This window comes from Nonomuraea sp. NPDC001831 (genome assembly GCF_042892035.1).
Taxonomy (GTDB): domain Bacteria; phylum Actinomycetota; class Actinomycetes; order Streptosporangiales; family Streptosporangiaceae; genus Nonomuraea.
Window position 1 is genome coordinate 291,746 of sequence record NZ_JBIATU010000001.1, and the last position, 20,760, is coordinate 312,505.

Genomic DNA, 20,760 nt, shown 5'->3' on the forward strand with positions numbered 1-20,760 from the left:
GGGCCCGGCGTCAGGCGAAGAAGCGCGTCAGGTGCGCGGTGACGATCTCGGGCTGTTCCTCGGGGAGGTAGTGGCCGCTGCCGGGCACGAGCACCACCTCGACCTCGGTGCCCTTGTCCGGCAGCACCGCCTGGAGGAGCAGGTGGCCGTTCTCCCCGCCGCCCAGGCCCAGGATCGGGGCGGCGACCCTGCCGTAGGTCTTCTCGTCGGCGATGTCCTGCGCGAAGGCCCGGTACCAGGAGTTTCCCGCCCGGATGGCGTCCGGGGTCGAGTAGGCGTGGGCGTAGATGTCGCGGTCTCGGTCGCTGATGGAGGCGGGATCTTCGATCAGGTAGTCGCACATCCAGTCGATGAGCTCGCGGGACCGGCCGGCGAGCAGGCGTTCCGGCAGGCCGGGTACCTGGTTGAAGGCGAACCACCACAGGAAGCGGCCCGGCCCGGCGTGGATGTCGCCGTCCACCTGATGGCGGCCGGGACGGGGAAGCAGGGAGTAGTTGAAGAAGCGGTCATCCGGGTGCGCGATGTCCAGCAGGGCGATGCGGCGGGTGCGGGCGGGGTGATTGGCGGCCATGGCGTAGGCGACCATGCCGCCGATGTCGTGGCCGGCGATGTCGGCCCGCTCGTGGCCCAGGTGATGGACGAGCGCGGCGATGTCGGCGGCCATCGTCTTCTTGTCGTACCCGGAGGCGGGCTTGGCCGAGCCGCCCATGCCGCGCAGGTCGACGGCGATCACCTGGTGTTGTCGGGCGAGCGGCGGCATGATCTTGTGGAACTCCCACCAGGTCTGCGGCCATCCGCCCAGCAGGATCAGGGGCCTGCCGCGCCCGCCCGTCACATAGTGCAGGCGGGTCCCGTTGACGTCGGCGTGCCTGCTGACGAACCCACCCTCGAGCGAGCTCGCCAGCTCGGCGTCGGACGGTACTTCACTCACGATGGTGTCTCCCTGAGGATGTCGTGCCGGATTGTGCAGGAGGTGCGTACGGCCACCGCCGCGTGGGAAGCCTCCCGGCGCGAGCTCGGCGTCAGCGAGGTGGATGACTGCCTCGAAGAGCAGCCGACGTGGCAGGAAGCGCACATGCTGGTCGGCTCCGGGGGGCGGGTCAGGGGCATCCGGGTCGGCGGTTCCCGCAGCCAGCGAGGCTATTCCTTGACATTGGCGTCAAGGTCAAGCGGTTCCATGCGCTCGCGCCATCTGGCGTCAGCGGGACTCGGCCCATACGGGCGCACTCGGTTGTTGCGACCGCGGGAGGGCGCTGAACCGGCGGGTGGAGACGGCGGCGGTCGTCGGTGGCGAGCTTGCCGTCTACGGGTCCGATTTCCGCCGGGTGCATCCTGTCCAGGGCGGACATGATGAGCGCATGACGGCGGAGACAATGACGAATGACGGTCCGGCTCCGGGGGGCGACGAGGGCAGGAGCTCACTGGCAGTGCTGGAGAGGTTCTACCGGGCGGAGGTCGCCTATATCGCCGCAGGGGGGTTCGGCAAGGCCGACTTCGGCGAGCTTGCCGAGTGCCTGGACCCGGAGGTCGTGATGTACCAGGCGGACTCCCTGCCCTACGGGGGCACCTGGCGCGGACCGAGCGGCATCGAGCAGTTCATGGCCGCCATGAGCGAGGCATGGCAGTCCCTGGAGTTCCTGGAGCAGAAGTATGTGGTCGACGGCGGCAGTGTCGTGGTCTGGAACCGCGGCATCCTGCGCGCCCGCGCCACCGGCCGGGCCCTGGAGACCTCGGTGATGCAGCTGATGACGATCAGGAACGATCGCATCACCGAGATACACCCGTTCTACCTGGACACTTCTGCGGTCCTGCACGCCCTACGCCCGGACGACGACGTCTAGCCGTTCTGTCCCGTGAGGTCGAGTACGCGGCCGCCCGCATCTGCGACGGAAACGAGCGCGGCCACCGCGAGCTGCTCGACAGCACCTGTCACCCAGGTCCTGGGATCGACGCGTCAAGCATGTCCCGGGACAGGACACGGATGAAAACATGACACAAGGCGTCGGGTTTCAGAGTGATCATCAATGCACCGGTCCGCGCCGATGTGGGGGTGGACCGGGGGCCTGACCTTCGACGGGGACGACAAGCTCGCCGAGGTGTCCAGGTCATGATCTGCGGTACGGGCCGAATCCGGACCGGCCGCGTGCCGACGGAACTGATCAAACGGCCGCGTGGTGGCGGAATCAACTTGTGTCGACACGGGCGGGAGTCCATCCGCCCGTGTTCTGCTGTGTTGCGAGAGGGTGGATCAAGGGTGACTGCGTTCGTACGGGACGTCGCCAGTATGGGGCGAGAGGCCATCGAGGTGGTGGGGGCTCGTACCAACAATCTGCGGGACGTGTCGGTGAGCATCCCCAAGGGGTGGCTCACCGCCTTCACCGGGGTGAGCGGCAGCGGCAAGACCTCGCTGGCCATCGACACCCTGCACAACGAGGCCCAGCTGCGGTACCTGGAGGGGCTTTCGCCGTTCGTACGGCAGTACATCACCCAGCGCAATCGGCCGAAGGTCGACCGCATCCTCGGGCTCGGCGCGACGCTCGCCGTCGACCAGCGCCGCCTGAACCGCAACCCCCGGTCCACGGTCGCGACGATCACCGGCATCGACGGGCATCTGGGACTGCTGTACTCGCGCCTCCCGGGGATCGGCGCCGACCCGGCGGCGCAGAGCGTCAACGGGCATCTGACGACCGCTCATTTCGACCGCAACACCCCGGAAGGCAGCTGCGCGGACTGTCACGGCGTGGGCGGGCGCTGGCAGGCGCAGGAGGACCTCGTCATCACCCATCCGGAGCTTCCCCTCTTCGAGGGGGCCTCGCCCTGGTACGCCAAGTGGCGGTCGGGGGAGCACGCGTTCGTGCCGGCGCTCGCCGACAAGCGCGGCGTGGACCTCGGCCTGCCATGGCGGTCGCTGCCGGAGGAGTTCCGCCACTGCGTGCTGTACGGCACAGGTGAGGAGAAGGTCGAGGCGACCGTCGACATGACCAGCAAGAAGGAGACGGTCTCGGTGACCTACACCTCCAGCCAGCCGCTGCGGGGCGCGCTGGCCGAGGTGGAGCGGGTGTTCCTGAACGCCCAGACCGCCACCGCCAAGCAGCGCTACCTGCCGTACATGCGCAAGCAGCCGTGCGGTACCTGCGGCGGCAGCGGGTACGACCAGGTGGCCCGGTCCGTGCGGCTCGGCGGGCTGACCTTTCCCGACCTGCTCCAGGTGGACGTACGGGAGGTGCGCAGCTGGGCCGGGCGGCTGGCCGGCGACCTGGACGCCCGGCAGCGCGAGGTGGGGGAGCCGCTGCTGCAGGACCTGGGCCGCAGCCTCGGGATCCTCGACCGCCTCGGCCTGGCCCATCTCCAGCTGTCCAGGAGCGCGGCGACACTGTCCGGGGGCGAGTTGCAGCGAACGCGGCTCGCCGCGCAGCTCAGCACCGAGCTGAGCGGCATCGTCTTCGTCCTGGACGAGCCCGGGACCGGGCTGCATCCGGCGGACAAGGCGCACCTGCTCGACATCGCCCTGGAGCTGCGCCAGGCCGGCAACACGGTGCTCCTGGTCGAGCACGATCCCGAACTGATCGCCCGGGCCGACTGGGTGATCGACATGGGGCCCGGCGCGGGCCGCCTCGGCGGCGAGGTCCTGGTGTCGGGGCTTCCCGCCGACGCGGCCGCCCACCCCACGTCACTGACCGGACGCTACCTGGCCGGTGAGGGGCCCCGGCTGCGCCGGACCCGCCGTTCGGCCGGGGATGACACCGGCTGGGTGGAGCTGCACGGCCTGCGTGCGCACAACGTGACCGCAGACGTGGTGCGTTTCCCCGCCGGCCGGCTCACCTGCCTGACCGGGGTGAGCGGCAGCGGCAAGAGCAGCCTGCTCGGCGCGCTCGCGGCGAGCGCGGAGGCCGCGTTGAACGGGACGACGATCGACACCGTGCGACAGGTGACCGGCCTGGAGGGGTTCGACTGGGTCGCCGTCGTCGATCAGGAACCGCTCGGGCGCACGCCGCGATCCAACCCGGCCACCTACAGCAAGGCGTTCGACGTCGTCCGTAAGCTGTTCGCCGAAACCGACCTGGCACGCGCACGTGGGGTCAACGCGTCCTGGTTCAGCTTCAACACCGCGGGCGGTGGCCGCTGCGAACCCTGCACCGGTTATGGCCGCAAGCTGGTCGACATGCACTTCCTGCCCGATGTGTGGGTGGTCTGCGACGCATGCCAGGGGCGGCGCTACACGCCGGAGGCCTTGGAGATCACGTACCAGGGATTGGCCATCGACCAGGTGCTGGAGCTGACCGTCGCCGAGGCGGTGGAGCGGTTCTCCGAACCCCGGCAACTCGCCGAGACCCTGGGGGCCTTGAACCAGGTCGGGCTCGGCTATCTGCAGCTCGGCCAGAGCGCCACGGAGTTGTCCGGCGGCGAGGCGCAGCGGCTGAAGCTGGCCTCCGCCATCCAGCGCGGCGCCGCGGGCCGCAAGGCCGGTCTCGTCGTTCTCGACGAACCCGTCTCGGGCCTGCACCCCTCTGACGTCCAGCGGGTGGTGGATGCGTTCGACGTGTTGCTCGACTCGGGCAACACCGTCGTCGTGGCCGAACATGACATCCCCGTCGCCGCGTCCGCGGACTGGGTGATCGACCTGGGGCCGGGAGCCGGTCCGGACGGGGGCGCGGTGGTCGCGGAGGGCACCCCGGACGCCGTCGCGACCGCGAACACCCCGACCGCCGGCTTCTTCCGGCGGTACGCGGCGGGCCTGCCGCTCCTGGAAGGACCGCGGCTCGGGATGGTGGCACCAGCCGCCCAGCAGGTGTGAGGGACACCGGAACGGCGGGGCGCGAACGTGTCAGCCGGCCGGGTGGTCGCAGGTGACGTCCTTGCCGGGCAGGACGCCGTCGACCAGGTAGCCGGTGACCTTGGTGTCGACGCAGGCGTCGCCCGCCGCGAGGTAGACGCCGTGGCGGAAGGCGCCGGTCAATGTGATCATGCGGGAGCCGGTCAGCGCCCGGTGCATGGCCTGCTGGCCCGGATAGGGCGTCGCGGGGTCGCCGGCCGCGCCGACGATCAACGCCGGTACGGAGTTGCCGATCCTCGTGGGCGCTTCGAGCGGCTTGACCGGCCAGAACGCGCACGGGCTGATGTTGCGGACGAGCGGTCCGAACAGTGGTTCGGCGGTGCGGTGCCGCTGGATGTCGCGGTAGTAGGTCGCCGGGTCGCGGGGTGCGGCCCGGTCACCGCACAGGATCGCCGTGCCCGCCCGGTCCGAGGCCGCTCCGGCACCGGTGAACAGGCCGTCGAGGAATTCCTTCAGCGAGGCGGGCGGCGGCGTCTCACCGCCGCGGCTCAGCGCCCGCGCCTCCTCGGCGAGGACGGCATAGGACTGCGGGCCGTCGCTGTAGAGGCGTGCGAACAGCCAGTACGGCACGACATGGGCATCGACGCGGTATCCGCCGATCTGCACAGGATGCCGGTTGATCTTCTCCACGGTCGCCAGGACGGCGTCACGTGTCCCGCCCAGCCCGTACTCCTTGTCATGTGCTGCGGCCCAGGACGCCCAGCGCCGCAGCGCGGCGTCGATCGCGGGGGCGGCGCGTGCCAACATGCGCGGGCCGTACACCTGCGGGTCGACGGCGCTGTCGAGCACCACCCGGTCGGCCCGCGAGCCGAACAGCTGCAGGTAGGTCGCACCCAGGTAGGTGCCGTAGGAGTAGCCGAGGTAGGACAGCTTCCGCTCGCCGAACGCGGCCCGGATCACGTCCATGTCGCGTGCGGTGTTCCTGGTCGTGGCGTACGGCAGGGTCTGGAGATTGCCCTTGGCGCAGCCGGCCGCCAACTGTTCGGCGAGGCGCACCCCCTCGTCGAAGGAACGCCGGTCGGGTCCCGCCGAGCGGAGGAAGGTGTCGGTCCGCCACCGGCAGTTGATCGGTGTGCTGCGGCCGACGAACCGGGGGTCCATGCCCACCAGGTCGTAACGGGCCGCGACCGCGGGCATCTCCTTGCCCAGGAGCGTCATCGAGAGGCCGGCGCCTCCCGGCCCGCCGGGGTTGAGCAGCAGGACGCCGCGGCGCCGGGAGGAGTCGGTGGCCTTGATCCGGGAGAGCGCGATGGAGAGGGTCCGCCCCTGCGGGTTGCGGTAGTCCATCGGGACCAGAACGGTGGCGCATCGAGCACCGGCGGCGTCCATCTGTGCGCCCATCTGATCGCCGGGTCCGGTTGCGCAGGCGCGCCAGGTGATCGTCTGATGGTGGAAGCGGTCCAGGGGGGTGGCCGCCTGCGCCGGTCCGGCGGCGCCCAATCCGATTCCGGCCGTGAGTGCCACTGCGGCAGCCGTTCCACTCTTGCTGAGGAGCATGCGTCGTTCCTTGGTGAAGGGGTTGTTTCCTGCGGGTCCGGCACGCGTCGAGTTCGACGCTCCGGTCATGACGGGTCCGGTCTCGGGGGCGCCCCCTGCTGATCGCCGGCTGTATCCAAACTAGGGGCCTGAGCAGCCCCTGGACATCGTGCGGAAGGTCGATCCGGGCCCTGCCACCGGCACACCAACCGCCCGCTTCTCTGCAACCGCTGCCCCAACGACGACTCCTCCCAAAGGAGGACAAAGCGGGTCAGGCTGGCGGCTACCTTCGTCTCATGAACGTGGTGCGACGATGGGGCCGCTGGTGGCGCGGCTTGCCGGTGATGGTCGCCGACAGCCTGCTGGCCGGTGTGTCGACCGCGCTGGCGGTGACGCAGGCCGCCTTGTCCGCCCATGACCCGGTCGTGCTGGCGTACCTGCTGGCGGTGCTCACCAGCGCGCCGCTGGTGCTGCGCAGGCGCCACCCCGTCCCCGTCCTCGCGGTGATCACGGCGGGCCTCATCGGCTGCGGCCTGGCCGGTTACCCCAACGGATTCCAGGCCCCGCCGGTGCTGGTCAGCCTCTACACCGTCGCGGCCTACCGCCGGGAGGGCCACCGCGACGGCGTCCTGGCCCTGGCGTTGATGGCGGGCATCCTCGTTCCCGACCTCGTCAGGTCCGGGCTGACCTTCGCGATCGTCAAGAGCCTGGTCGAGAACGCGCTTCAGCTCGGCGCGGCCTGGGCCATCGGGGAGGGGGTGCGCAGCCGCCGGCTGCGCCATCAGGACCTCGTCGAGCACGCCCGCCACCTGGAGATCGAACGCGAGGAGAAGGCCCTGCGAGCGGTCGCCGAAGAACGTGTGCGCGTCGCCAGGGAACTGCACGACGTGGTCGCCCACCACCTGTCGGTCGTCTCGATCCACTCCGGTGCCGGCGGCCGCCTGATCGACACCGAGCCCGACGCCGCACGCGAGGCGTTCACCGCGATCGCCGTCACCACCCGCGAGGCGCTGGCCGAGCTCCGGAACATGTTGTCGGTCCTGCGCCTCACGTCCGACACCGTCGAGGACTCCTACGCCCCGCAGCCGGGGCTGGCCCAGCTGGACACGCTGCTGGAACGCTCCCGCCTGTCCGGCCTGTCGATCCGGCGGGAGACCTCCGGTCAGGTACGCCCGCTGCCGCCCGGTGTGGACCGGTGCCTGTACCGCATCACCCAGGAGTCATTGACCAACGTGCTCAAACACGCCCCACACGCCGACGTGACCCTTACCCTGACCTACCAGCCCGCCGCGGTCACGCTGCAGGTCGCCGACGACGGCCCGGCCACCACCGGGTACAGCTCCGACGGGCACGGCCTGATCGGCATGCGCGAACGAGCCACCCTCTACGGCGGCACCCTCACCGCCGGCCCGCGTGCGGACGGCGGCTTCACCGTGACCGCGCACCTGCCCGCCTCCCCACTCGCCGAGCCCGCCTCCCCGCTCGCCGAGCCCGCGTTCGCCACGGCCCACCCGCAGCAGAGCGCACCACGCCCTGGGGCGCCCCGATGACCGGCCCCCACACCGGCCCCGACACCGGCCGCGGGACCATCCGCGTCCTGGTCGTCGACGACCAGGCCCTGGTCCGCGCGGGCCTGGTCGCTCTCCTCCGCACCGACGCCGCTCTCGCGGTCGTCGGCGAGGCCGCCGACGGCCACGAAGCCATCGCCCAGGCCGCGGCGACCGCCCTGGACGTCATCCTGATGGACATCCGCATGCCCGGCCTGGACGGCGTCGCCGCCACGCGCCACATCCTCGCCCACGCCGCCGGCCCGGCGCCGAAGATCCTCATCCTGACCACCTTCGACCTGGACGAACACGTCTTCGCCGCCCTGCGCGCCGGCGCCTCGGGATTTCTGCTCAAGGACACCCCCGCCGACCAGATGCTGGCCGCGATCGCCACGGTCGCCCGCGGCGAGGTGCTGCTGGCGCCCAGCGTCACCCGGCGCCTGGTCGACCATTTCGTCGCCGCGCCCGAACCCGACCGGCGCCGGCCCGAGGAACTCGCCCGGCTCACCAGCCAGGAGACCGCCGTGCTCCACCTGGTCGGGCGGGGCCTGACCAACCAGCAGATCGCCACCCGCCTGAACATCGCCGAGGCCACCGTCAAATCCCACCTGGGCCGCCTCATGACCAAGCTCAAGCTGTCCAGCCGCGCCCAAGCCGTGGTCGTCGCATACGAGACCGGCTTGGTCGTCCCCGGAGCCGGATACCGCACTTGATGCCCGGCACCTCACCGGTTCGGGAGCACGGACTCGTTCTACGTCAGTTCCACGAAGGTGGGATTGGTGTAGCACCAGAGGTCGTGCCAGGGGTTCTCATTGCGGCCCGTGTCCGCGGCCGGCTCCATCCCGCCGGGAGCGCTGCGCCTGCCGTCGGTGCCACGCAGCCGGAAGTAGAACGGCTCGCGCACGTCGCGGAACTTGTAGTGGAACTGGGCGACCCGGCCCTTGCCCTTCGGCGTGAACGACTCGACCACGCTCACGTCCGGGGTGGTGAAGACGTCGGGGTCGGCGGCCGGTCCGGTGATCGCACCGCGGATCAGATCCAGGCGGGCGAGCCGGGGGATCTCTTCATTGGCGTTGGGACGGCCGGCGAGATCGACGGAAATGGTGATGGTGACGTCGTCGCCGCGCCGCACCGACAGCCGTCCGCCGAAGGTGGCCGGGGCGTTGCCGGGGGCGTGCGCGTCGACGTGCAGCCCGTCGATGAGCCCGCCCATCGACACCCAGGATCGCCCGGCCCTGATCGCCTCCATGACCGCGCCATAGCTGCGTGAGGTCGCCCCCACAACCGTGCGGCTGAACTGGCCGGGCCAGAAGTCGGCGTGCCGCAGCGGGACGCCGCCGTCGATGGGATCGGGGTATCTGCCGTGCTGGTCGTACCAGTCAGCGGGCCGGGAGGGCTCGACGGTCGTGTCGCCGTTGTAGAAGTGGCCGTCGGAGTTGGCGGTGATCCACCAGCCCTTGCCCTCGGCGAGCATCGAGTCCCACATGCCGCCCAGGATTCCGGTCATGGAGTCGAAGCCGCCGTACGTCGGGTAGTGCTCCGGCCGCCAGCCGGCCCAGGAGTCGGGGTCGGCGGTGTTGTTGAAGTCGCCGCGGGCCCTGGGCTCGTTCTGGGCGCCAGGCGCGCCCTCCATGCCGACGGCGATGTTCGGCGCCGTGTCGCGGTAGGTGCGCAGGTCACGCGGGGAGTACCGGCCGCGCCGCATCACGTGGTTGATCAGGAACAGCGCGGAACTCGCCGAACCCGTGCGCAGCGCGGTCCCGAGCCAGGCGAGCGCCTCCAGCGCCTTGGCCTCGTTCGCCGGGGTGCCGGCGCCGGTGCCGTTGATCCTGGAGTCGAAGAGCCGCTCGAACGCGCGCAGCAGTTGGATCTCGTCGCGAGCACCGTCGAAGAACACCGTGGCGTGCTCGCCTCCCGGGACGTTCCACTCGAGCCCCTGCCACAACAGCAGCTCAGGGTGCCTGGCCCGGGAGGTGACGATGTCGGCATAGGTGGACTCGACCGCGAACTTCTCGTGCGCGGCGTGCCCGTGGTCGGTGATGACCAGCCAGTCCAGGCCGTGCTTGAGAGCGCCCGCGGCCTGCTGCTCAATGGTGTACATGCCGTCGTAGCTGTACTGCGTATGAACATGATGGTCGCCGGCCAGCCAGTGCAGCGCGCGGGAGCCTCCGCTGGTTGCGGCGGCGGGACGCGTGGTCAGCCCTCCCAGAGCGGTGACGCCGAGACTGCTCAGGCCGAGCAGCCCACTGTTCAGCAGAAAGCGCCGCCGGCCGAGGTCGGCGGGCGACAGTTCGGTCTCTGAGACGGACAGGTCGGCGAACGCAGCCGTTCCTTCCGGCGCGCTGTGGGAGTGTGCATGGGTGCGGCACATGGGACATACCTTTCATCTGGAATACCTGGTGCGTCGTTCTCGGGTGGCCCATGAGCTTTCGCACGAAATGGGGCGGAACAGGTGACCTGCGGCCCTTCGTCACGCTCGCAGAGGAGCGTGACGGCTTGCATGGAGAGGAAGCGAATGCTGGGCGACTTCTTGCCGAACGGCGGAAGGCTCCGGCGAGCCACCTGTCGCGCTGTACGGGGCGCCTCTGCGCTGCCGGGCCTCCCACCTCTTGGGGCGGTCAGTTCGTCCGACATCCGGGCGTGACGTGCGGCGATTCGCGCAAGGGGCACCCGTGCCTGGTCGCAGGCATATTCGCATGACGGTCCGCACGATGATCCGATAGAGAGGACCCATGTCGATTCATGTGCGCCTTGACGACCTGTGCCGGGAGACCTGGGAAGCGGTGGCCGAGCTGAGGGTGGCTGACGACCAGGCTGATCTCATTGCGTCGAACCTGTACTCGATCGCGGAGAGCCGGTTCCTGCCGGGCTTCGTGACCCGTGCGGTGATGCACGACGAGCGCGCCGTGGGCTTCGCGATGTACGGCCCTGATCCCGATGACGGCCAGATCTGGCTCTATCGCTTGATGATCGACAAGGATCACCAGGGGAAGGGGCTGGGCCGAGCGGCCCTCCAGCAGGTCATCGCCCACGTGCGGGACGCGTTCGACGTGCCGGTGCTGCGGCTGGGAGTGCGTGGCGACAACATCGCGGCCAGGGCGCTCTACACCTCTGCCGGGTTCGTCCCCACCGGGCAGGTCTTCGGCAGGGAGGAGGTCCTGGAACTCCGCCTGCGGACGGGGCACACCGAAGCGTCCGGTGACGTGCACGATCCTCGAAAAGGAAATCCCGGAAGCTGATACACGCCTGACCAGCAGGGGCACGCATCAGACGGTGGCCGCACGTGCGCGGGGGGCAGGCAGGCGGCGGTTGCGCGACGGGGGGGCGGTGGACCGGCCTGCCCGGCGAGCGCCGGGACTGCCGCGCCGGCCGCCCCCTTTCTCCCGTGCCGTCTGCCTTCCACGCCGATGGCGCGCCGCGGCCCACGAGTTCGCGTCCCCCGCTCAGGCGCCGGGCGCCAGCCTGAGGACGGCGGCCGGCAGCCCGCGCAACGCCTCGGGGACGACGACCCCGCCGGAACGATCCACCGCGGCTGGGCCGTCACCCCAGGTGGCTCCGGCCCGCGCCCGCTCGACCAGGTCGCCGGCGAGTGTCAGCCGTCCCGCGGCCGGGTCCAGGGCGATCACGTGGAGGGCGCCGTCGGGGGCGGCGGTGTAGCGGACCGGGTCGCCGACGGGCTCGGCGTGCCGGACCCACGGCCGGGTGCCGTAGATCGCCTCGCCGTGGGCCGCCAGCCAGGCGCCCAGGTGGCGCAGCCGTTCGACCTGGGACTCCGGCAACGAGCCGTCGGCCCGCGGCCCGATGTTGAGCAGCAGGTTGCCGTTCTTGGCGACGGTGTCGACCAGCAGGTGGACGAGCTCGTCCGGCCGGACGAGGTGGCGCTCGTCCTCGGCCCGGTTGAAGCCGAACGACTGGCCGAGCCCGCGCGTGGCCTCCCACACCCACGGGGAGGTCTGCTGCTCGGAGACGTACTCGCGGGTGCGCGAGCCCAGGTGCGGCACGCCCCAGCGGTCGTTCACGATGCCCTCGGGCACCCGCTCGTAGTAGTGCTCGAACAGCGCCTGCAAACTGTACGGCCCGGCCGCCTTGCCCGAGTCGGGCCAGTCGATGTCGTTCCACAACACGTCGGGGGAGTGCCGGTCGATCAGCTCCATGGCCTGCTCGAAGCAGTAGCGCGCGAACGCCTCGTCGTTGCGGCGCAGCGTGAACAGGTCCGTCATCGACTGGATCGGCGGGAAGTCGGACACGTGCCAGTCCAGCGCCCCCGAGTAGTACAGGCCGAACCGCAGGCCCGCCGCTCGGGCGGCGCGGTCCAGCTCGGCGATCAGGTCGCGGCGGGGGCCGCGGCGCGCGCTGCTGAAGGCCGTGGTGGCGGTGTCCCACAGGCAGAACCCGTCGTGGTGCTTGGCCGTGGGCACGACGTAGCGCGCGCCGGACCCCGCGATCAGTCGCATCCAGGCCGCCGGGTCGAACGCCTCCGCCCGCCAGGAGTCGGCGAGGTCCTCGTACGGGGTGCCGACCCCGTACTCCCGCTCGTGGAAGGCGCGGGCGGGCGAGCCGGGGATGCGGACGGTGTTGGCGTGCCATTCGGCGTACTGGTGGTGGCTGAACTCCAGTTCCACGGGCACGTGCTCGCCGGGCAGCCGGGCGGTCGCCCACGCGGGCACCGAGTACAGCCCCCAGTGGACGAAGACGCCGAACTTGGCGTCCCTGTACCAGTCGGGCACGTCCCTCGCCGGGTAGTCGGCGCCCAGGTCGGGGCCTACACGGCGGTCGAAAAACAGCACTATGGTCCTTTCAGCGGCCGGCGAGACCGGCGGTGGCGATGCCCTTGACCAGATGCTTCTGAAGGGCGAGGAGGAGCAGCAGCGTCGGCAGGATGGACACGATGGAGGCGGCCATCACCAGATGCCACTGGTTGCCGTTCTGGCCGAAGAACAGCTGCAGGCCGAGCGGCACGGTGCCGCGCTCGGTCACGTCGTTGACCATGATCAGCGGCCACAGGAAGCTGTTCCAGTAGTTGATGAAGGTGAACACGGCCAGCACCCCGAGCGCGGGCCTGGCCAGCGGCAGCATGATGGACAGGAAGATCCGCGCCTCGCTCGCGCTGTCGATGCGCGCCGCCTCCTGCATCTCGCGCGGCACCGAGCGGAAGAACTGCCGCAGCAGGAACGTGCCGAACGCGGTGAAGGCCCATGGGAAGATCAGCGACTGGTAGCTGTCCACCCAGCCGAACTTCTGCATGAGGATGAACATGGGCACGACCAGCACCTCCTGCGGCACCATCAGCGTGGCCAGGAACAGCAGGAAGACGCCGTCCCGGCCGCGCCAGCGCAGCGAGGCGAAGGCGTAGGCGGACAGGGCGGAGGCGGCCAGCACGACCAGCGTGCCCACGCCCGCCACCAGCACGCCGTTGAGGATGTAGCGCTGGAACGGCACGTACGTGAACACGTCGCCGAAGTTCTGCCACCGGATCCGCGAGCCGATCAGCGACCCGGGATCGCTGAACGTCTCGCCCGCCGGCTTCAGCGCGGTGGCCACCGCGAAGATCAGCGGATAGAGGAAGGCCAGCGTCACCGCGGCCAGCAGCACGTGGGAGACGACGGATCTAACTCTCATAGTGCACCCACCGCCTCTGCCCGAGGAACTGCGCGGCGGTCACGAGCAGGATGATCGCGAACAGCACCCACGCGCCCGCCGCCGCCAGCCCGAGCTCGCGCGACTGGAACCCGGCCTGGTAGACGGTCATGACGAGCGTCTCCGTGGCGTTGCCCGGTCCGCCGGCCGTCAGGATGTACGGCTGCGTGAACACCTGCAACGAGTTGATCACCGTCATCGTCGTGGCGAAGAACAGCGCCGGCGAGATCAGCGGGAGCTGCACGCTGACCAGCCTGCGCAGCCCCGTGGCACCGTCGAGCGAGGCCGCCTCCAGGACCGAGGGCGACATCTCGTTGATCGCCGCGGAGAAGACGATCAGGTTGTACCCGAACCCCTGCCAGACGCTCATGGCCACCACCGACACCAGCGCGGTGCGCCCGTCGGCGAGCAGGTTCGGCTCGGTGCCGACCATCTGGAACAGCAGCTTCCAGATGACCGCGTTGGCCACCATCGGGGTGATCGCCGGAATGAAGAACAACACCCGCCACAGGTTCTGCCACCGCGACCTGCTGATCCAGAACGCCAGCGCCAGCGCCAGCACGATGTTGAGCGGCACGTACAGGCCGGTGAAGACGAACGTGTTGCGCAGCGCGGACAGGAAGGCCGGGTCCTCGCCGAACAGGTAGCGGAAGTTCTCCAGGCCGATGAAGCTGCTCCCGCCCAGCATCGGCCAGTCGAAGAAGCTCATCACCACGGCCATGCCGACCGGGAACAGGGTGAACAACCCGAGGCCGAGCACGCTGGGCGTGGCGAACCCCAGCGCGCTCCACTGCTCTCGTGACCTCACTGCCCGCGCGCCCCCTGCTGCTGGATGGTGGCGAGCGCCTCCTTGGCGCCGCTCGCGCCGGTGTAGACCTGGAGCAGGTGCTGGGCCATGAGCTTGGTGACGTCGTCCCAGTTCTTGGTGGTGAACAGCGGCACGCCGCCGGCCACCGCCTCCTTGACCGCCGACACCGCCGCCCGCACGTCGTCGGCCTTGTCCTGGTTCTTGCCGACCAGGAAGTTCTCGTACGCCGACTGCTCGGAGGTCATCGCCGGGAAGCCGCGCCCCTCACCGGCCAGGTATGCCTGCGCCTGCTTGCCGCTGAGCACGGAGACCGCCTTGACCGCCTGCTCCTTGTACGGGCAGCCCTTGGCCACCCCGAACCCGGAGTTGGCCACGTACGTCTTCGCGCCCCCGGACCCGGCGGGAAGCTGCGCGACGCCCACCCGGAACTTGGCGGTCTTGATCGTGGATCCGATGTTCCAGGAGCCGTCGACCGCCATCATGGCGTTGCCGTTGACGAACTGCGTCTCGCCCCAGCCCAGCTCCGCCGACCCGGCCGGCACGCTGGCCGCCTTGTTCCCGGCCAGGCCCGCGTACCAGGTGGTGGCCGCGACCATGGGCTCGCTGTCGAGCTGCAGCTTCACGTCGTCGGTGACCGGCTTGGCGCCGTTGTAGGACAGCAGCATCGACAGCAGGTGCAGGTCGGAGAAGGACATGCCGAACCCGTACTTGCCGCCGGTGGTCAGCTTCCTGGCGGCCTGCTCGAAGTCGGCGGTGGTCCAGCCGGGCTTGGGCTCGGCCAGGCCGGCCTTGGCGAAGGCGTCCTTGTTGTAGTAGAGGAGCATCGGGCCCAGGTCGTAGGGGAGGGCCAGTTGCCGGCCGTTCATCTTCAGCGCGTCCAGCGCCGCGGGGGCGAAGCCTTCGGGAGCGGTGAGGGGTTCGAGGAGATCGGCGTAGGCGCCCAGGCGCAGGCTCTGCATGGAGACCACGCATGGCTGCTCGCCCGCGGCGAACTCGGTCTGCAGCTTGGTGAAGTAGGCGTTGAAGGGCGCGGTCCGCAGGTTGATCCTGATCTTCGGGTCCTGCTGGGTGACCAGCTTGGCCAGGTGGTCGAGCTGGGCCTTCTCCTCCTCGCTGCCCGCCCACATCTCCCAGTCGAGGGTGACCGTACCGTCGTCCTGCTTGGCGCCGCCCGCCGTGCCCGCCCCGCCGCCGCCGCACGCGGTGACGCCGGCGAGGAGTACGAGCCCCGCGGCCAGGAGTGCCTTCATGGGGGGACCTCCGTCAAGGTATATTTTTCGGGGTCGAATTTATTATGATGCGGAACCATAGGCTTGCTCCGGAACACACGTCAAGAGGGAGGACCGCGGATGCGCGAGGACCCGGCCAGGACGGAGATCCTGACGACGCTCGGGTCCGGACCGCTCAACCGCACGCAGCTCGCCCTCAGGCTGGGGCTCGGCGCGGCGACCGTGACCGAGCACACCCGGCGCCTCATCGAGCTCGGCTACGTACGCGAGCTGGCGCCGCAGGCGGCCGGGCGCGGTCGCCCGAAAGTGCCCCTTGAGCTGGTGCCGGACGCCGCGTACACGCTCGGCCTGCGGGTGCACCACACGCACGTGGTCGGCGTGCTCATGCGGCTCAACGGCAGCGAGGCGCGCCGCTTCACGGTGCCCTTCGACCCCGGCGCCGACCCCGTCGGGCAGCTCGCCGCCGTGTGCGCCCGCGAGCTGGCCGACCCCGTCGCCGGCGGCCGGGTGCGCGGCATCGGCCTGGCCGTCCCCGGCGTGATCGACCAGGCCAGGGGGATCGTGCGCATCTCGCCGCACCTGGGCTGGTCGGATCTGCCGCTGCGGCCCCTGCTGGCCGAACGCCTGCCGGTCCCCGTCCTCATCGACAACGACACCCGCGCCAGCACCAGCGCCGAGCTGCTGTTCGGCGCCGGCTGCGACCACGACGACTTCCTGGTGCTGGCCGTCGGCGGCGGCATCGGCATGGGCATCGTGCTCGGGCGGCGCATCCATCGCGGGCCCGACGGCGTCGCGGGCGAGTTCGGGCACGTGCCGATCGACCCGCAGGGGCCGCCCTGCGTGTGCGGGCGGCGCGGCTGCCTGGAGTCCTACGCGGCCGACTACGCCCTGGCCGCCCGCGCGTACGAGCGCGGGCTGACGCCGGCGCCGGTGCCGGTGGCCGAGCTGCCCCGGCTGGCCGCCGAGGACGTGCCGGGCGTGCGCGACCTGATGGCCGAGGCGGGGGCGGCGCTCGGGAGGGCGGCCGCGGGCGTGGTGAACGTCCTGGCCGTACGGGCGCTGGCGGTGATCGGCGAGAGCCACGTGTTGTGGCCGTATCTGGAGCCCGGGTTCCGGCCGGCGGTGGAGAGCGGCGTGCTGTCGGGAGTGGAGATCATGGTCCGCCCCTGGGACGACAGCGGCCACGCCCGAGGCGCCGCCACCCTGGCCCTGTCGGCCACGGTCGCCGCCCGCTGACCGGCAACGCCCTCATCGAGAGCGGTGACCATGGGCGCACCGGAATCACCGCGCCCCTTCTCGCTCGGACGGACGTCGTGAACACCTGTCTCCGGATCGGTGAAGAACGGGTGTGAACCCAGGGATCGAGAGGTGACCTCGATGTCACGCGCGCTGCCGGACCAAGCAGCGGACGCCGTGATCATTGAACAGTCCCGGCGGGAGCCTGAGCGCTTCTCCGCCATATTTGACCGCTACTACCCCGAGATCCACGGCTATGCCGCACGCAGACTGGGCGCGGGCCTGGCCGACGACGTCGCCGCGGAGACGTTCCTCATCGCCTTCGACAAACGGGCAGGCTACGACGTCTCCCGCGCCGACGCGCGGCCCTGGTTGTACGGCATCGCCTCCAACCTCATCGCCCGCCATCATCGCGCCGAAGTGCGCCAGTACCGGGCCCAGGCCAAGGCGGGCGCCGACAGCCCCGTGGAGGACCACGCCGACCGGGTCGCCGTGGCCGTCGACGCGGGAGCCCGCACGCGCCGGCTCGCCGAGGCGCTCGCCGGGATCGCCGATCGCGATCGGGATGTGCTGCTCCTGGTCGCCTGGGCGGAGCTGACCTCGGAGGAAGCGGGCAGCGCCCTCGGCATCCCGGCCGGAACGGCCCGCTCACGGCTGCACCGGGCCCGCAGAAGAATCCAGGCCGCACTCGAAAGGGACGGATCATGAACGACCTCGAGAGGCTGCGCGAGGACTGGGCGCACCCGGCGCCGCCGGCCCCCGACGCCCAAGCCGCAGCCCGGGCGGCTCTTCTGGCCCGCGCCCGCCGACCACGCTCCAGGCGCCGATGGGCGATCCGGGCGCTGGCGGTGGCCGCCTCCGCCGTGATCGTCACGACCGGGGTGAGCGTGTTCCAGGGAGAGCGCACGCTGCCCGCCGCCCACGCTCAGGTGGTGCTGACCAGGATCGCGGCGGCCGTACAGGAGAAGGAGTTCACGCCGCCCCGCGGCGACCAGTGGATCTACACCGAGAGCCGTGTCGCGGATCAGGGCAAGCGGGTCGGCCAGGGTGAACGGCTCACCCCGCAGACGCCGCCGCCGGAGACGGTCGAACCGTTCTGGATCCGGGCCGACGGCAGGAGGGTCGGCTATTTGGTGAGGGGCAAGCTGACGACCTCCGATCCCGGTGAGCGGACGCCGGAGAACACCTACGCGCTGCTGGCCTCGCTGCCCACCGACCCTGACGCGCTCCTGGCCGCATACGATGAGCTCTATCAGGCTGCAGGCCACTCGGTCGACGACGAGTGGATCTTCCTGCGCTTGGCCGTGACCCTCAGCCAGAACCTCGTCCCGCCGGAGCACGAGGCCGCGATCTTCCGGGCGATGGCCAAGCTGCCGGGGGTGACGGTGGACGAGCGGGCGACCGACACCGAGGGACGTCCGGCGCTGTCGATCTCTCAAGTCGCCGAAGGCTGGCGCAAGGTCGAAATCCTCCTGGACCCCGTGACCTACGCCTACCGGGCGCGGCGGGAGACTGCGATCACCGACCACGAGGAGCGTTACCCCAAGCCGGACGGGATCCTCATGTCCACGTTGAAGGACGGCGAGTTGGTTCCCGTTCCTCCTCATCTGGAGTGGAGCGTCGAGAAGGGCACGACTTGGTCGGTCTTCACCCGCGTCGCGATCGGCGTCGTGGACCAGGCCGGGGAGCGGCCATGACCTCTGCCTGCCGGGCGGGGGAGGGGACGACGGCTCTGAGCGCGGGCCACGCCAGCAGCGCCAAGGCCGCGGCGAGTGCCGCCACGGCCAGCATGGCGCCCGGCAGCCCGGACGCCTGCGCCCAGTGCCCCACGTACACCGGCCCGGCGAGGTAGCCGAGATAGGCCGAGGTGGACACGACCGAGGTGGCGGCGCCGCGGGCCGCGCCGGGGACGTTGGCGGTGGCCAGGGCGAGCACGGTGGGGAAGAGCACGGCGGTGCCGACGGCGGCCAGGGCCAGCCCGAGCAGAGCCAGAGGGAGAGACGCGGTGAGGGCGAGCAGGGACGTCCCCGCCGCGGAGATCACCGCGCCGGCGGTGAGGACGATCCACGCGCGCCGGGCCTGCACCGCGCTGATCGCGAAGCGGGTGAGCGAGACGGCGAGTGCGAAGACCGCGGGTCCGGCGCCGACCAGCGCGGGTCCGGCGTGCACGGCATCGGCGAGGTAGACGGCGCTCCAGCTCTGGTGGGCGTTCTCGACGGCGAATCCGAGCGCGCCGAGTCCGCCCGCGACCAGCAGGAGCGGCAGATGAGCGCGCAGACCCGGCCGGCTCCGCGCGGCCGAGGTACGGTCGTGATCGTGACGGCCGGCATCAGGCCGCGCGCGGTCGCCGGTGACGAGGGCGGCGCTCACAGCGCCGGCGGCGAGCAGGACCAGCACGTACGTCACGACCACGGGCAGGCCGGCGGCGTTCAGCAGGCCGGTGACGAGGCTCGCCGCGACCACGGCCAAGGAGAAGAAGCCGTGCGCCCTGGTGATGACCGGACGGCCAGTGGCCCGTTCGACGGAGCCGGCCGCCGCGTTGATCGTCACGTCCGCGGCGCCGGACGACGCGCCCAGAACCGCCAGTCCCACGGATGAGGCAAGCAGGTCGTGAGCGGTGACGGCCACGGCGATGCCGGCGAGGCCGAGCGAGGTGAGCGTGATCGCCGTGACACGATGCCCCCACCGGTCCACGGCCCGGCCCGCCAGAGGCATCGCGGGCAGGGCGCCGACGGCGATGAACAGCAGCGCCGTGCCGAGTTGGCCATCGGTCAGCCCGGCCTGGTCGCGAATGGCGGGCACGGACGCCCCCCACACGCCCCAGAACGCGCCGAAGACGGTGAATCCCGCGTACGGCACCCAGGCTCGGAGGTGACCGTGACCGGCGCGGGCCCGTGTATCGATACACATGCTGTGTAACGATACACAAGATAGGGTGAGGCATGGCCAAAGACCCTTCTCGGCCCCGTCCGACCATGGCGGAGGTGGCCCGCGCGGCGAAGGTCTCGGTGATGACCGTCTCCTACGCCTACGCCCAGCCTGACCGCGTCTCCGACCGCACCCGGGCCAGGGTCCGCGAAGCCGCCGCCCGCCTGGGATACCCCGGCCCTCATCCGGGCGCCCGCTCACTGCGCCGGGGACGGACCGGCAGCCTCGGGGTGGTGCTCGGCGAGCACCTCACCTACGCCTTCGAGGACCCCCAGGCCACCCGGTTCCTGGCCGGCGTCGCCGAGGTCTGCGCCAGTCACGGCCTGGGGCTCACGATCGTGCCCATCACCGGGGCGCCCTCGGACACCGACCGGGTCGCCGAGGCCGCGGTCGACGGTTTCGTCGTCTGGACGACCAGCGACGACGACCCCGTGCTGCAAGCGGTGGCCGCCACCGCTCTGCCCGCCGTCGTGCACGGCGGACCACACCACCGGGACCTGCCGATCGTGGCCATCGACGACCGTGCCGCAGCCCGCGCCGTCGCCGCCGAGGCCCTCGCCGGCGCCCGGCGGCCGATGGTGCTCAGCTTCCCGCTCGATCGCGCCAGGACGCCGGGGGTCCACCACGGGCTGGATCCGGCCGAGGCGACTTTCCGCGTGACCCGTGAGCGCCTGCGCGGGGTCCGTGACGCCTGGGAGGCGGCCGGCGGCCGCTGGTCGCAGGTGCGGGTCGCGGTGTGCGCACGCAACAACGCGCGCGAGGCCGACTCCCTGGCCACGGCGTTCCTGACGGGGCCGGACGCGCCGGACGCCGTCATGGCCATGAGCGACGAGCTCGCCCTGGGCCTGCTGCGAGCGGCCGCCCGTGCCGGTCTCGCCATCCCCGGCGACCTCGCCGTCACCGGCTGGGACGGCACCGACGCGGCCGCCGCCGCCGGGCTGACGACCGTCGCGCAGGACCTGCGTGCCCAGGGAGCCCGCTGCGCGCAGCTGGTCCTGGGCGAGGAAGCGGCAACCGGTCCGATCGAATGGCGCCTGGTCCTGCGCGAGTCCACCCGGCGATGAC

Annotated in this window: 17 protein-coding genes; 9 read left to right on the forward strand and 8 right to left on the reverse strand. The window is 71.1% G+C overall.

Annotated elements, in window-relative coordinates:
- Positions 1–10 precede the first annotated feature (10 nt).
- Positions 11–931, reverse strand: coding sequence for an alpha/beta fold hydrolase (locus ACFYYW_RS01335; RefSeq protein WP_387643622.1), 921 nt, complete (start codon positions 929–931; stop codon positions 11–13).
- A 496-nt stretch (positions 932–1,427) separates the two neighbouring features.
- On the opposite strand from ACFYYW_RS01335, the gene ACFYYW_RS01340 reads away from it, so the two are divergent.
- Together ACFYYW_RS01340 and ACFYYW_RS01345 are read left to right on the forward strand one after the other, a co-directional pair.
- On the forward strand, positions 1,428–1,841 hold the full coding sequence (locus ACFYYW_RS01340; protein WP_387643624.1) for a nuclear transport factor 2 family protein: 414 nt from the start codon (positions 1,428–1,430) through the stop codon (positions 1,839–1,841).
- Positions 1,842–2,254: 413 nt separating this feature from the next.
- Positions 2,255–4,795 (forward strand): excinuclease ABC subunit UvrA, encoded by a 2,541-nt coding sequence (locus tag ACFYYW_RS01345; protein WP_387643626.1) that lies wholly within the window; start codon positions 2,255–2,257, stop codon positions 4,793–4,795.
- Between the two features lie 30 nt (positions 4,796–4,825).
- On the opposite strand, the gene ACFYYW_RS01350 is transcribed toward ACFYYW_RS01345, so the two are convergent.
- A complete protein-coding gene (locus ACFYYW_RS01350) occupies positions 4,826–6,175 on the reverse strand; it encodes an alpha/beta hydrolase (RefSeq protein WP_387643628.1) in 1,350 nt (449 codons plus the stop codon).
- Between the two features lie 431 nt (positions 6,176–6,606).
- Between ACFYYW_RS01350 and ACFYYW_RS01355 the strand changes: the two genes are divergently transcribed.
- Together ACFYYW_RS01355 and ACFYYW_RS01360 are read left to right on the forward strand one after the other, a co-directional pair.
- Positions 6,607–7,860, forward strand: a complete 1,254-nt coding sequence (locus tag ACFYYW_RS01355) for a sensor histidine kinase (protein WP_387643631.1) — start codon at positions 6,607–6,609, stop codon at positions 7,858–7,860.
- Positions 7,857–8,570 carry a response regulator gene (locus ACFYYW_RS01360; protein ID WP_387643634.1) on the forward strand — a complete coding sequence of 238 codons (714 nt, stop codon included), beginning with the start codon at positions 7,857–7,859 and terminating at the stop codon, positions 8,568–8,570. Before ACFYYW_RS01355 ends, ACFYYW_RS01360 begins: the two co-directional genes overlap by 4 nt.
- Before the next feature lie 38 nt (positions 8,571–8,608).
- On the opposite strand, the gene ACFYYW_RS01365 is transcribed toward ACFYYW_RS01360, so the two are convergent.
- Positions 8,609–10,228, reverse strand: a complete 1,620-nt coding sequence (locus ACFYYW_RS01365; RefSeq protein ID WP_387643637.1) for a PHP domain-containing protein — start codon at positions 10,226–10,228, stop codon at positions 8,609–8,611.
- A gap of 361 nt (positions 10,229–10,589) precedes the next feature.
- Here ACFYYW_RS01365 and ACFYYW_RS01370 point away from each other — a divergent pair, with 361 nt between their 5' ends.
- A complete protein-coding gene (locus ACFYYW_RS01370; protein ID WP_387643640.1) occupies positions 10,590–11,096 on the forward strand; it encodes a GNAT family N-acetyltransferase in 507 nt (168 codons plus the stop codon).
- Between the two features lie 204 nt (positions 11,097–11,300).
- Here the strand turns inward: ACFYYW_RS01370 and ACFYYW_RS01375 are convergent, their stop codons facing one another.
- The 4 genes from ACFYYW_RS01375 to ACFYYW_RS01390 are packed head-to-tail and all read right to left on the reverse strand — an operon-like array spanning position 11,301 to position 15,552.
- Complete coding sequence (locus ACFYYW_RS01375; RefSeq protein ID WP_387643642.1) at positions 11,301–12,644, reverse strand: alpha-L-fucosidase; 1,344 nt, start codon at positions 12,642–12,644, stop codon at positions 11,301–11,303.
- Positions 12,645–12,654: 10 nt separating this feature from the next.
- Positions 12,655–13,476: a carbohydrate ABC transporter permease gene (locus tag ACFYYW_RS01380; protein WP_387643645.1), complete on the reverse strand. Its 822-nt coding sequence runs from the start codon at positions 13,474–13,476 to the stop codon at positions 12,655–12,657.
- On the reverse strand, positions 13,466–14,302 hold the full coding sequence (locus tag ACFYYW_RS01385; RefSeq protein WP_387643648.1) for a carbohydrate ABC transporter permease: 837 nt from the start codon (positions 14,300–14,302) through the stop codon (positions 13,466–13,468). The genes ACFYYW_RS01380 and ACFYYW_RS01385 overlap by 11 nt, the downstream gene beginning before the upstream one ends.
- The gene (locus ACFYYW_RS01390; RefSeq protein WP_387643651.1) at positions 14,299–15,552 is read right to left on the reverse strand and encodes an ABC transporter substrate-binding protein; all 1,254 of its coding nucleotides are present in this window, start codon (positions 15,550–15,552) and stop codon (positions 14,299–14,301) included. Before ACFYYW_RS01390 ends, ACFYYW_RS01385 begins: the two co-directional genes overlap by 4 nt.
- A 99-nt stretch (positions 15,553–15,651) precedes the next feature.
- On the opposite strand from ACFYYW_RS01390, the gene ACFYYW_RS01395 reads away from it, so the two are divergent.
- The 3 genes from ACFYYW_RS01395 (at position 15,652) to ACFYYW_RS01405 (ending at position 18,464) form a co-directional block, all read left to right on the forward strand.
- Positions 15,652–16,767, forward strand: coding sequence for an ROK family protein (locus tag ACFYYW_RS01395; protein WP_387643653.1), 1,116 nt, complete (start codon positions 15,652–15,654; stop codon positions 16,765–16,767).
- A 177-nt stretch (positions 16,768–16,944) separates the two neighbouring features.
- The gene (locus tag ACFYYW_RS01400; protein ID WP_387643655.1) at positions 16,945–17,475 is read left to right on the forward strand and encodes an RNA polymerase sigma factor; all 531 of its coding nucleotides are present in this window, start codon (positions 16,945–16,947) and stop codon (positions 17,473–17,475) included.
- Entirely contained in the window at positions 17,472–18,464 is a 993-nt protein-coding gene (locus ACFYYW_RS01405; protein ID WP_387643657.1) for a CU044_5270 family protein, read from the forward strand. The genes ACFYYW_RS01400 and ACFYYW_RS01405 overlap by 4 nt, the downstream gene beginning before the upstream one ends.
- On the opposite strand, the gene ACFYYW_RS01410 is transcribed toward ACFYYW_RS01405, so the two are convergent.
- Positions 18,415–19,677 (reverse strand): MFS transporter, encoded by a 1,263-nt coding sequence (locus tag ACFYYW_RS01410; RefSeq protein WP_387643660.1) that lies wholly within the window; start codon positions 19,675–19,677, stop codon positions 18,415–18,417. The genes ACFYYW_RS01405 and ACFYYW_RS01410 overlap by 50 nt on opposite strands.
- Positions 19,678–19,742: 65 nt before the next feature.
- Between ACFYYW_RS01410 and ACFYYW_RS01415 the strand changes: the two genes are divergently transcribed.
- On the forward strand, positions 19,743–20,759 hold the full coding sequence (locus ACFYYW_RS01415) for a LacI family DNA-binding transcriptional regulator (RefSeq protein WP_387643662.1): 1,017 nt from the start codon (positions 19,743–19,745) through the stop codon (positions 20,757–20,759).
- Position 20,760: the final 1 nt, after the last annotated feature.

Bases quoted from the DNA above. Each gene is read 5' to 3' on its own strand.
- ACFYYW_RS01350 (WP_387643628.1), bottom strand. From the start codon at position 6,175: ATGGGCGCACAGATGGACGCCGCCGGTGCTCGATGCGCCACCGTTCTG.
- ACFYYW_RS01355 (WP_387643631.1), top strand. From the start codon at position 6,607: ATGAACGTGGTGCGACGATGGGGCCGCTGGTGGCGCGGCTTGCCGGTG.
- ACFYYW_RS01360 (WP_387643634.1), top strand. From the start codon at position 7,857: ATGACCGGCCCCCACACCGGCCCCGACACCGGCCGCGGGACCATCCGC.
- ACFYYW_RS01365 (WP_387643637.1), bottom strand. From the start codon at position 10,228: ATGTGCCGCACCCATGCACACTCCCACAGCGCGCCGGAAGGAACGGCT.
- ACFYYW_RS01370 (WP_387643640.1), top strand. From the start codon at position 10,590: ATGTCGATTCATGTGCGCCTTGACGACCTGTGCCGGGAGACCTGGGAA.
- ACFYYW_RS01380 (WP_387643645.1), bottom strand. From the start codon at position 13,476: ATGAGAGTTAGATCCGTCGTCTCCCACGTGCTGCTGGCCGCGGTGACG.
- ACFYYW_RS01390 (WP_387643651.1), bottom strand. From the start codon at position 15,552: ATGAAGGCACTCCTGGCCGCGGGGCTCGTACTCCTCGCCGGCGTCACC.
- ACFYYW_RS01395 (WP_387643653.1), top strand. From the start codon at position 15,652: ATGCGCGAGGACCCGGCCAGGACGGAGATCCTGACGACGCTCGGGTCC.
- ACFYYW_RS01405 (WP_387643657.1), top strand. From the start codon at position 17,472: ATGAACGACCTCGAGAGGCTGCGCGAGGACTGGGCGCACCCGGCGCCG.
- ACFYYW_RS01410 (WP_387643660.1), bottom strand. From the start codon at position 19,677: ATGTGTATCGATACACGGGCCCGCGCCGGTCACGGTCACCTCCGAGCC.
- ACFYYW_RS01415 (WP_387643662.1), top strand. From the start codon at position 19,743: ATGGCGGAGGTGGCCCGCGCGGCGAAGGTCTCGGTGATGACCGTCTCC.